Raw genomic sequence first — 10,807 nt, 5'->3', positions numbered from 1 at the left:
CCACCGTGAAGGGCGATGTGCACGACATCGGCAAGAACATCGTCGGCGTGGTGCTCGGCTGCAACGGCTACGACATCGTCGACCTGGGCGTGATGGTGCCCTGCGACAAGATCCTCGCCGCGGCGAAGGAGCATGGCGCGCAGGCCATCGGCCTGTCCGGCCTGATCACCCCGTCGCTCGAAGAGATGAGCCACGTGGCCTCAGAGATGAAGCGCCAGGGCTTTGACGTGCCGCTGCTGATCGGTGGCGCCACCACCAGCCGCGCCCACACCGCGATCAAGATCGCGCCGCACTACGACCAGCCGGTGATCTACGTGCCGGACGCGTCTCGCGCCGTTGGTGTGGTGACCAGCCTGTTGTCCGAAGGGCAGAGCGCCAGCTACGCCGCCGAGGTGGCCGCCGACTACGAGAAGATCCGCGCCCAGCACGCCGGCAAGAAGGGCGTCGCGATGGTCACGCTGGCCGAGGCCCGCGCCAACGCCTTCCAGTGGAATGGCGATGCGGCCTACGTGCCGCCGAAGCCGGCCCAACTGGGCGTGCAGGCCTTCGACATCGATCTGTCCGAGCTGGTGGATTACATCGACTGGGGCCCGTTCTTCCAGACCTGGGACCTGGCCGGCAGCTACCCGAAGATCCTCCACGACGACATCGTCGGCGAGACCGCTCGCGAGCTGAAGTCCGACGCCGAGGTGATGCTGGCGCGCATGGTCGCCGAGCAGGACACCAACCCGTGGGTCAAGGCCCGCGCGGTGGTCGGCCTGTTCCCCGCCAACGCGGTGGGTGATGACATCGAGATTTACGCCGACGAGTCCCGCAACGAGGTGCTGATGAGCTGGCACGGCCTGCGTCAGCAGCACGAGCGCCCGGCCGGCAAGCCCAATTACTGCCTGGCCGACTTCGTGGCCGGCAAGGACAGCGGCGTGGCCGACTACGTGGGCGCCTTCGCGGTGACCGCCGGCCTCGGCATCGAAGGCCGCCTGGCCGCCTACGAGCGCACGCACGACGACTACCACGCGATCATGCTGAAGGCGCTGGCCGACCGTTTCGCCGAGGCTGCCGCCGAGTGGCTGCACGCCAAGGTGCGCAAGGAGCTGTGGGCCTACGCGCCGGCCGAAACCCTGAGCTGCGACGAGCTGATCAAGGAAGCATACCGCGGCATTCGCCCGGCACCGGGCTACCCGGCCTGCCCGGACCACACCGTAAAGGGCGACCTGTTCAAGCTGCTCGACGCGCCGGCCAACACCGGCATGGGCCTCACCGAGAGCTTTGCGATGACGCCTGCTGCGGCGGTCAGTGGCTTCTACTTCGCCCACCCGGACAGCCATTACTTCGCGGTCAGCAAGATCGGCCAGGACCAGTTGGCGGACTGGGCGGCGCGCACCGGCATGACGGTGGACGAAGCCCGCAAGTGGCTGGCGCCGCTGCTGTAATACGCCGACCGCGCAAAACGGTCTAGATTGGAGGGCGGCTGTGGCCGCCCTCCGCGTTTTTCAGGGCGCCCGATGCAGGCGCCCGCTTTCGCCATGAAGATAGAACTCCTCCTCACCGCCATCGAGATTGCCGCGACCATCGCCTTTGCACTGTCGGGCCTCATTGAGGCCACGCGCAAGCGCATGGACGTCATCGGGGTGTTCTCGGTGACTTTTGTCAGCGCTTTCGGCGGCGGCACTTTGCGCGACGTGCTGCTCGACCGTCGCCCGCTGTTCTGGGTGCAGCATCAGGAATACGTATGGCTGGTGCTGGGGATGACGCTGATTACGCCCGTGCTGTTGCGTGCGCGCCGGCTGCAGCTGACCGACACGCTGATGGAGGCCGCTGATGCCTGTGGGTTGGGCCTGTTCGCCATTTCCGGCGCATCGGTGGCATTGGCGGCCGGCATGCCGGGCATTGTTGCGGTGCTGATGGGGGCGATTACCGCGGTGTTCGGCGGTGTGCTGCGCGACGTGCTGTGCAACGAGATTCCGAAGGTCTTCCACGACCACCGGCCGTATACGCTGTGCGCCTTTATCGGCTGCGGCCTGTTCCTCGGCCTGCATGCGCTGGACGTGGCGCCGCAGCTGTCGACGCTGACCAGCATCTGCACCATCACCGGCCTGCGTCTGCTGGCTGTCGGCCGGGGCTGGCGCATCCCCGCCTGGCCACCCGAAAAGGGGCTCTGAGGGCGTCTGCTCTGGGGGGGCTACTGTAGGGGCGAATGAATTCGCCCCTACAGGGGGAAAGGCAGGGGGACGGAAGCGGGCGCTTGGCCTGGGCTGGCCCAGGGCTCAGCGCCCGAAGGTCGCCTTCACCACTTCGAGCAGTGCGTCCGCCACGTCCTCGTCGTCGGTGAGGCTCTCCACCAGCGCCGAGCGGCAGGCCTCCACCGGGTCGAGGCCGACCTTGACGAGCTTGGCGGCGTAGACCAGCAGGCGCGTCGACACGACTTCTTCCAGGTCCACGTCCTTCAGGCTGCGCAGGCGTTGGGCGATGGAGACGAGCTGGCGGGCCAGCAGCGGGTCGCAGGCGGTTTCGCCGACAAGGATGGTTTCTTCGCGGCTGGCCGCGGGGAAGTCGAAGCGCAGGCTGACGAAGCGCTGGCGGGTGGAAGGCTTGAGACCCTTGAGGAAGTTCTGGTAGCCCGGGTTGTAGGACATCACCAGCATGAAGCGGTCCGGTGCGTGGAGGACTTCGCCGGTACGCTCGATAGGCAGCGTGCGGCGGTCATCGGCCAGCGGGTGGATCACTACCGTGGTGTCGCGGCGGGCTTCCACCACTTCGTCCAGGTAGCAGATGCCGCCTTCACGCACTGCACGGGTCAGCGGTCCGTCGCACCACACCGTCTGCCCGTCGCCGAGCAGGTGGCGGCCGACCAGGTCGGCGGCGGTGAGATCGTCGTGGCAGGCCACGGTGTATAGCGGCAGGCCCAGACGGGCGGCCATGTGGGCGACGAAGCGGGTCTTGCCGACGCCGGTGGGGCCCTTGATGAGCAGCGGCAGGCGGTTCTTCCAGGCTTGCTCGAAGACCGTGATCTCGTTGCCGGCGGCTTCGTAGAAGGGGATTTCGGTAGGCAGCGGTGCGTTCATTTGAGGGCAACCCAGTAGGCGATGGCGATCAGCGCCGAAACGAGCAGCAGCCAGCCGAGCAGCAGGCCGCGCCAGAAGAATTTGACTCCCCGCAGGCCCATGAAGTCGAGCACTACGAGGCGGCCCTTGACGAAGCAGATGACCAGCAGGGCGGCCATCGCCAAGGGGCCGGCGAGCCCGAAGCGGGCGCCGAACTCGCCGATGCCGAGCGTGGCCAGCGTGGCGAGCATCAGCACGACCCAGACGGTGTTGAGGTGACGGGTGTTCATCGCATCACATAAACGAGGGGGAAGAGGACGATCCACACGAGGTCCACCATGTGCCAGTAGGCCGCACCGCTCTCGATGCCGTTCATGTCGGCCGGGCCATAGGCACCCTGGCGGGTCTTCACCCACAGGGCGACGAGGATCACCAGGCCGAGGATCACGTGCATGAAGTGGAAGAAGGTCAGCGACAGGTAGAACATGTAGAAGGTGTTGGTGGACAGGTTGATGCCGGCGCCGAGCTTGTCGGCGTATTCAAACCCCTTCACCACCAGGAAGCCGCCGCCGCAGGCGATGCCGGCCAGCAGCCAGCGCGCGCCGGTTGCCGAGCGGCTGCGGCCGACCGCCTCGACGGCGCGAGCCACGCACCAGCTGGCGGTGATCAGCAGCACGGTGTTAATGGCCCCGGCCTCGCGGTTCAGCGTTTTCTGCATCTCGTTGAACAGCTCGACGTTGTGCGCTCGGCCGAAAGCGTAGGCAGCGAAGAACACGCCGAAGGCGAGCAGCTCGGCGAGGATGAAGAACCAGATCGCCAGATCCCCCGGCGGCGCGGCGGCCGGGGTGGCGCGGGAAGTGTCGGGGGCGATGTCCATGCCGGCAGTTTGGCCACCTGGGGTCACCAAAACCTTGATCTGTCCCAAGTTCCGCGAGGACTTGTTAAGGCATGTGTAATGGGACCAATTTCCTGCGTGGACTGCGCTACTATTACTTTCGATATAAAAAATCGGAAGTGAGCACGATGCGGATTCTGCTGGTAGACGATTCCCGTGCGGTGGCGGCCGTGATGGCGGCCCGCTTGACCCTGCTCGGCCATGAGGTGACGCAGGCCGAGAACGGCCAGTTGGGCGTCGACAGCTTCTGCTGCTGTCCGCCCGATCTTGTGCTGATGGATGTGGAAATGCCGGTGATGAACGGCTTCGTGGCCGCCGAGCGGATCCGGGCCTTCGAGGCAAGACAGGACTGGGCATGGACGCCGATCATCTTCCTGACTGCTTCCGATACACCCGAGAATCTGGTCACTGCCATCGAAGCCGGCGGTGATGATTTCATCGCCAAGACGGTGCCCGAGACCGTGCTGCAGGCCAAGATGAACGCGATGGCGCGCATCGCCGGCCTGCGCAAGCAGCTCTTTGAGGCCAACCACAAGCTCGAGGCGCTGGCCCACCAGGACGGTCTGACCGGTATCTACAACCGCCGCTACATGGACTTGCGCCTTGACCACCAGTGGAGCGAGGCCCAGCTGTGTGGCGCGCCGTTTGGCCTGTTGCTGATCGATGTGGACAATTTCAAGCGCTACAACGACCACTATGGCCACCAGGCTGGTGATGACTGTCTGCGGGCAATTGCTGCCGCGATGGCCGGAGTGGTGGCGCGCGCCGTCGCGAAGGGCGTGAGCCGTGATGCCTTCGTTGCCCGCTACGGTGGCGAGGAGTTCGCGGTGCTGATGCCGCGTTGCACGGAAGTGGATTACCTGACCGTCGCCGAGCAGCTCCTTGCTGCGGTCCGGAAGCTGGAGATTCTCCATGCCCACAATGCGGATTGGGGCATCGTGACCCTGTCCGTGGGCGGCGCGTATGTCGCTCGGGCGGAGGGCCGCCTGGCCTTGCTGTTCCGCAACGCCGACGCAAACCTCTACCAGGCCAAGCGGAATGGGCGTAACCGGGCTGAGGCCTGCTCCGTTGTTGCCGAAGCGGCCATGGTGGCAGGAGGCTAGGGCCTGCCCGAGTCCCGGCCTGGGCGCTCAGCCGACCACGAAGGCCGGCACGTCCACCCTGACGGCCCGTCGGTCGAGGGCCACCCCGACACAGGCTGCAAAACGCCTCGCCCATTCCCCCCCGTGGGCAAAGCGGGCCTCACCACAGTATTTGGCGATGTTGAGGATCACGTCGAGGATCAGCACCTTGCCCATCGGATTGCTGGGCGTGCATTCGAGAGCTTCGAACTCCCCGAGTAGCCAGGCCCGCGCGGCTTCGCCGCTCAGCCCGGCGATTTCGTCGGCGTGCACGGTGAATTCATATTCCCGGTCGGCCCGCAACACGACGATGACCTGGTGCATGCTGCCTCCTGTTGTTCTTCTGTCCTGCATGAGTGCATTTTTCGGCGCTGCATCAACGGAAGCAAGTAACCGATTGTTATCATTCCCGGTCCGTTCCAAGCCGTGCCTCCCATGACCGAATCCCCCTGGCGTGCCCTTGCCAACCGCCGCATGCTGATCTGCGTGCTGACCGGTTTTTCGTCCGGGCTGCCGCTGTACCTGCTGCTCAATCTCATCCCCGCCTGGCTGAAGACCGAGGGGCTGTCGCTGAAGGCCATCGGCGCCTTTGCGCTGATCCAGTTTCCCTACACCTGGAAGTTCATCTGGTCGCCTTTTCTCGACCGCTACGCCCTGCCGCTGCTCGGCCGCCGCCGTGGCTGGATGGGGGCGACGCAAGTGCTGCTGCTGGCCGCAATCGCCTGGCTGGGAAGCGTGTCGCCGACGGCGGATCTCGGCCTGGTAATCGGGCTGACGGCACTGATAGCCTTCCTGTCGGCGACCCAGGACATCGTGCTCGACGCCTACCGGCGCGAGCTGCTGCCGGAGATCGAGCTGGGTATTGGTAACGCGATCCACGTCAATGCCTACAAATTGGCCGGACTGGTGCCGGGTTCGTTGTCGCTGGTGCTCGCCGATCACTTGCCGTGGGCCCAGGTCTTCCTGGTGACGGCGCTGTTCATGGCGCCGGGCCTGGTGATGACGCTGCTGGTGAAGGAGCCTGCGACGGCTACCGGAGCGCCACGCACGTTGCGTGACGCGGTGGTGGAGCCGTTCCGGGAGTTCTTCGGCCGCCACGGGGTACGTTCCGCATTGGTGGTGCTGGCCTTCATCTTCCTCTACAAGCTTGGCGACTCCCTGTGTACCGCGCTGGCGACGCCCTTCTATCTGGACATGGGCTTCTCGAAGACCGAGATCGGTCTGGTGGCGAAGAACGCCGGCCTGTGGCCGAGTGTGATCGGCGGCCTGCTGGGCGGGCTGTGGATGGTCAAGCTGGGCATCAACCGCGCGCTGTGGGTCTTTGGCTTCGTGCAGTGGGTAGCGATCTACGGCTTCGCGTGGCTGGCCTGGCTCGGTCCGGCGGAAGCCGATGCTGGCCGCCTGGGTGTGCTGGCGGTGGTCATCGGGCTGGAGGCGCTGGCGGTCGGGCTCGGCACGACGGCCTTTGTCGCCTACATGGCGCGCACCACCCATCCGGCCTATACGGCGACCCAGCTGGCCTTGTTCACCAGCTTGATGGCGGTGCCGCGGACCTTCATCAACGCCTCAGCGGGCTGGCTGGTGGAGAGCCTGGGCTGGTTTGATTTCTTCATGCTGTGCGGCGTGTTGGCGGTGCCTGGCATGCTGCTGTTGTTCAAGGTCGCACCGTGGCGCGAAGCGCAGGTCGCGACCGCCTGACCCTTTTTTCGATATGACGCCTCTCGAATCTGCTGCCCGCACCCTGTGCGACACCCTCGACCCGATGCGCTTTGCGGCGCCCGTGTCCCACGTCTATAACCCGCTCAGCTACGCGTGGGCGCCCAACGCGATGTACCTGCAACGCTTCGGCCAGGGCCGCAAGAAAGTTGTCTTCGTTGGCATGAACCCGGGCCCCTTCGGCATGGTGCAGACCGGGGTGCCCTTCGGCGAGATTGCCGCGGTGCGCGACTGGATGGGGATCGAGGCGGAGGTCGTGAAGCCGGCCGAAGAGAACCCCAAGCGCCCCATCGAGGGCTTCGGCTGTGCCCGCTCTGAGGTCAGCGGGCGGCGTCTGTGGGGCTTGTTCGCCGAACGCTTCGGCTCTGCAGAAGCCTTCTTTGCCGAGCATTTCGTCGCCAACTACTGTCCGCTGGCCTTCTTCGACGGTGGGCGCAATGTCACGCCGGACAAGCTGCCGGCGGCCGAGCAGGGGCCGCTTCTGGCCGCCTGCGACGCGCATCTGCGCCAGGTAGTGGAGGCCCTGCAGCCTGACTGGGTGATCGGGGTCGGCGCGTGGGCCGAACAGCGCGCCCGCGAGGCGCTGGCTGGCTTGCCGTTGCAGTTCGGCCGTGTGCTGCATCCCAGCCCGGCCAGCCCGGCGGCCAACCGGGGCTGGAGCGAAGCAGCGACGAAACAGCTTGAGGCGCTGGGCGTCTGGTAAGACTTGGCCGCCGCAGTGTGGAGCGGCGTTGTGGTCATCCGGCTGGAGTAGGGCACTGACCGTGCCCGCGCCAGCCTGGACAGCTTACCGCCGGCGGCCGCTGTTGCCGCCGAGGATGGAGCCCAGCACGCCGCGCACGATTTCCCGCCCGATGGTCGAGCCGACGGTGCGCGCGACGCTGCGGGCGGCGGTTTCCGCCAGGCCTGGGTGACGGCCGCCGCGTGGTCCGGTGCTGCCGAACAGGATTTCGCTGAGGCCACCGAGCAGGCCGCCTCCGCTGCTTTCTTCCTGCGCCGGTGCCGGTGTGCCGCCGTTCGCCGCCGGGGCGCCGTTGCTGGCCGCCGTCGCACCGGTGAGTTTCTCGAAGGCCGACTCCCGGTCCACCATCTGTTCGTAGTGCCCGTAGATCACCGAGCTCTCGATGGCGGCTTTGCGTTCGGCCGGGGTCAGCGGGCCCAGGCGCGATTCGGGGGCGACGATGAAGCCGCGCTCGACGATGGCCGGACGGCCCTTCTCGTCGAGGAAGGAGATCAGCGCCTCGCCGACGCCCAGTTCCATGATGGCCGTTGCGGCGTCGAATTCCGGGTTGGCGCGCATCGTTTCGGCGGCAGTCTTGACGGCCTTCTGGTCCTTCGGCGTGAAGGCCCGCAGCGCGTGCTGGACCCGGTTGCCGAGCTGGCCGAGGACGGACTCGGGCACGTCGAGGGGGTTCTGGGTGACGAAATAGACGCCGACACCCTTCGAGCGGATCAGGCGTACCACCTGTTCGATCTTCTCCAGCAGCGCCTTGGGCGCCTCGTTGAAGAGCAGGTGGGCCTCGTCGAAGAAGAACACCAGCTTGGGTTTGTCCACGTCGCCCACTTCCGGCAGTTGCTCGAACAGCTCGGCGAGCAGCCACAACAGGAAGGTGGAGTACAACTTGGGCGAGTTGTAGAGCTTGTCGGCAGCGAGGATGTTGATCACACCGCGGCCGTTGGCGTCGGTCTGGATCAGGTCGGCGATGTCGAGCATCGGCTCGCCGAAGAACTTGTCACCGCCCTGGGTCTCGATCGTCAGCAGGCCGCGCTGGATCGCGCCGATGGAGGCCGCCGAGATGTTGCCGTACTGGGTGGTGAAGTCCTTGGCGTTGTCGCCCACATACTGGATGGTGGCGCGTAGGTCCTTCAGGTCGATGATCAGCAGACCCTGGTCGTCGGCGATCTTGAAGACTAGCTGGAGCACGCCGGTCTGCGTTTCGTTGAGGTTGAGCAGGCGGGCCAGCAGCACCGGGCCCATGTCGGAGATGGTGGCGCGTACCGGGTGGCCGGCTTCGCCGAAGACGTCCCAGAACACGGCGGTGTTGGCACTCGGTGCGAATTCGTCGATGCCGATGGCGGCCAGGCGCTCTCTCAGCTTGGGGGAGTCGACGCCGGCGGCGCCAATGCCAGACAGGTCGCCCTTCACATCGGCCATGAAGACCGGCACGCCGATGCGGGCGAAGGACTCGGCCATCTTCTGCAGCGTGACCGTCTTGCCGGTGCCGGTGGCGCCGGTGATCAGGCCGTGGCGATTGGCGAGCTGGGGCAGCAGGTGGATTTCCTTGTCCTTGGTCTTGGCGATGAGCAGCGGTTCGGTCATGGAGGTGCTCCAGGCTAACGGATGAAGCCGTGAGGGTAGCGGGATTGATCGCTGCCGGCCAGCCGGGCGCGATAGTTGGCTGTTTATATTTTTGTCATTGTGCTTTGCAGCATTGGGGACTAAGTTAAACGGATTCCATCTGTCATCGCGAGGATTTGTCCATGTCTGCTGTTTCCCTGTCGTTTCCGTTGGGTGCCTTGAGCCTGGCTGCTCTGCTGGTTGTCGGGCCCGCAGCTGTGCAGGCTGCAGACCTGCCCGAATTGAACATTGATCTCAAGCAGACCACGGTCTCCGGGATCTCGTCCGGGGCGTTCATGGCGGTGCAGATGGGCGTTGCCCATTCCGCTGCAGTGAAGGGCGTGGCAGCGACTGCCGGTGGTCCGTATTTCTGCGCCCTTCAGGATGCGTTGGGCGGGGCAGGGGTGAGCCGGGCGATCCGGCGCTGCATGCAGGGCGACCCGGACTACGGCGTGATGCCGATTACCGCCGACGCCTTGGCACAGATGCAGGCGGCGGCGCGTGCTTGGTCGGTGCGAGGGCTGATCGATCCGGTGCAAGGCTTGGCAGCGCAGAGCGTGTGGCTGTTTCACGGCTACAACGACGGCATCGTCAAGAAGCCGGCCAATGATGCATTGCGTGATTGGTACGATGGTTTCACACCGGCCAGCCAGGTTTTCTACAAGGATGATCTCAACGCGGGCCATGCGCAGATTTCCGCCGCCTGTGCAGACGCGACCATCGGAAGCTGCAATTCGTGCGCGCAGACCGGTGGCAAGTTCATCAACGCCTGCGCCGACAAGCCGGCTGCGGGTGGGCTCTACGATGCCGCCGGTGCGGCGCTGCAGCTCTTCTATGGCCCGCTGCAGCGTACGGTGACGGCCCAGTTGGGCAGCCGTCTCGATCCCTTCGAGCAGAAGCCTTTCACAAAGGATCGCCAAGGAGAACTGGTGATGCCGATCCGTCTGGCGATGGGCGATACCGGTTATGTCTATGTGCCGCAGGCCTGCAAGGCCGGCGAGTCCTGTCGCCTGCACATCGCCTTCCATGGCTGCATGCAGGACGCGGGGTCGATCGGTACGCAGTTCGCGACCGGGGCCGGCTTCAACGAATGGGCGGACAAGAACCGCATCGTCGTGTTGTATCCCCAGGCCCGTTCGACGGTAGGGGCGCCGATGGCGCCGGTCAATCCGATGGGCTGCTGGGATTGGTGGGGTTACAACGATTTCCTGTACGACAGCAGCGCCGGCCGCTATGCCCAGAAGGGGGGGGCGCAGATCGCCGCTGTGTGGCGGATGGCCGAGAAGCTGGCTGCCCGCGCGTTGCCGGGGAACGCAGTGCCCACCGCTGTCAGTGCGCCGGCGCTGCAGGTGGTGGATCGCAGTGCCAGCCAGGTAGCGTTGGTGTGGACGCCGGTGCAGGACGCTACGGCCTACCGTATGGCCCGGGCGGCAGAGGGGGCGGCAGAGTCCGAGGTCGTGACACTCCCTGCGTCCCGCACGAGTTTTGTGGATGGTAGCCTGAGTCCGGACAGTGCTTATCGCTACCGGGTCAGTGCGCTATTCGGCAGCGGCGAGCCGGCGTCGTCCGGTGTCGTCGAGGTGCGTACCGCGACGCCTGCGCCGGCCTGTGATCCGTACTTCTCGCTGGCCAAGAACACGGCGGTGACCAAATCCAAGTGTCCGACCACGCAGACTTGCCCTTGATCGATCGCGTG

At 65.8% G+C, this 10,807-nt stretch carries 11 protein-coding genes; 6 read left to right on the top strand and 5 right to left on the bottom strand.

Translation table 11 applies throughout. The features are described 5' to 3' along the window. Nucleotides 1-1,430 (top strand): vitamin B12 dependent-methionine synthase activation domain-containing protein (locus ACE3RX_RS19090; protein ID WP_374486552.1); only part of this gene is annotated, 1,430 nt, incomplete at its 5' end. 93 nt (nt 1,431-1,523) lie between these two features. Next, nucleotides 1,524-2,159 (top strand): trimeric intracellular cation channel family protein, encoded by a 636-nt coding sequence (locus ACE3RX_RS19085; protein WP_374486551.1) that lies wholly within the window; start codon nt 1,524-1,526, stop codon nt 2,157-2,159. A gap of 105 nt (nt 2,160-2,264) precedes the next feature. Here the strand turns inward: ACE3RX_RS19085 and ACE3RX_RS19080 are convergent, their stop codons facing one another. Genes ACE3RX_RS19080 through ACE3RX_RS19070 form a run of 3 tightly spaced genes read right to left on the bottom strand, consistent with a single transcriptional unit; the run spans nt 2,265 to nt 3,918 of the window. Further along, entirely contained in the window at nt 2,265-3,062 is a 798-nt protein-coding gene (locus ACE3RX_RS19080) for a CbbQ/NirQ/NorQ/GpvN family protein (protein WP_374486550.1), read from the bottom strand. Next, on the bottom strand, nt 3,059-3,331 hold the full coding sequence (locus ACE3RX_RS19075; RefSeq protein WP_374486549.1) for a cytochrome C oxidase subunit IV family protein: 273 nt from the start codon (nt 3,329-3,331) through the stop codon (nt 3,059-3,061). The genes ACE3RX_RS19080 and ACE3RX_RS19075 overlap by 4 nt, the downstream gene beginning before the upstream one ends. Then, the gene (locus ACE3RX_RS19070; protein WP_374486548.1) at nt 3,328-3,918 is read right to left on the bottom strand and encodes a cytochrome c oxidase subunit 3 family protein; all 591 of its coding nucleotides are present in this window, start codon (nt 3,916-3,918) and stop codon (nt 3,328-3,330) included. Before ACE3RX_RS19070 ends, ACE3RX_RS19075 begins: the two co-directional genes overlap by 4 nt. A gap of 146 nt (nt 3,919-4,064) precedes the next feature. Here ACE3RX_RS19070 and ACE3RX_RS19065 point away from each other — a divergent pair, with 146 nt between their 5' ends. After that, nucleotides 4,065-5,039 (top strand): diguanylate cyclase, encoded by a 975-nt coding sequence (locus tag ACE3RX_RS19065; protein WP_374486547.1) that lies wholly within the window; start codon nt 4,065-4,067, stop codon nt 5,037-5,039. A 27-nt stretch (nt 5,040-5,066) separates the two neighbouring features. Here ACE3RX_RS19065 and ACE3RX_RS19060 read toward each other — a convergent pair whose 3' ends face one another. Next, nucleotides 5,067-5,381 (bottom strand): hypothetical protein, encoded by a 315-nt coding sequence (locus ACE3RX_RS19060; RefSeq protein WP_374486546.1) that lies wholly within the window; start codon nt 5,379-5,381, stop codon nt 5,067-5,069. A gap of 111 nt (nt 5,382-5,492) precedes the next feature. Here ACE3RX_RS19060 and ACE3RX_RS19055 point away from each other — a divergent pair, with 111 nt between their 5' ends. Both ACE3RX_RS19055 and ACE3RX_RS19050 read left to right on the top strand, forming a co-directional pair. Beyond that, a complete protein-coding gene (locus ACE3RX_RS19055; RefSeq protein ID WP_374486545.1) occupies nt 5,493-6,755 on the top strand; it encodes an AmpG family muropeptide MFS transporter in 1,263 nt (420 codons plus the stop codon). A 13-nt stretch (nt 6,756-6,768) separates the two neighbouring features. Next, nucleotides 6,769-7,476 (top strand): uracil-DNA glycosylase family protein, encoded by a 708-nt coding sequence (locus ACE3RX_RS19050; RefSeq protein WP_374486544.1) that lies wholly within the window; start codon nt 6,769-6,771, stop codon nt 7,474-7,476. Between the two features lie 84 nt (nt 7,477-7,560). Here the strand turns inward: ACE3RX_RS19050 and ACE3RX_RS19045 are convergent, their stop codons facing one another. Then, entirely contained in the window at nt 7,561-9,093 is a 1,533-nt protein-coding gene (locus tag ACE3RX_RS19045; RefSeq protein ID WP_374486543.1) for a helicase HerA-like C-terminal domain-containing protein, read from the bottom strand. Nucleotides 9,094-9,254: 161 nt separating this feature from the next. On the opposite strand from ACE3RX_RS19045, the gene ACE3RX_RS19040 reads away from it, so the two are divergent. Continuing rightward, nucleotides 9,255-10,796, top strand: a complete 1,542-nt coding sequence (locus ACE3RX_RS19040; protein ID WP_374486542.1) for a hypothetical protein — start codon at nt 9,255-9,257, stop codon at nt 10,794-10,796. Nucleotides 10,797-10,807: the final 11 nt, after the last annotated feature.

It is taken from the genome of Zoogloea sp. (assembly GCF_041914405.1).
GTDB lineage: Bacteria > Pseudomonadota > Gammaproteobacteria > Burkholderiales > Rhodocyclaceae > Zoogloea.
Note: the sequence above shows the minus strand (reverse complement) of the source record. Positions and strands in the feature narration are given on the sequence as shown.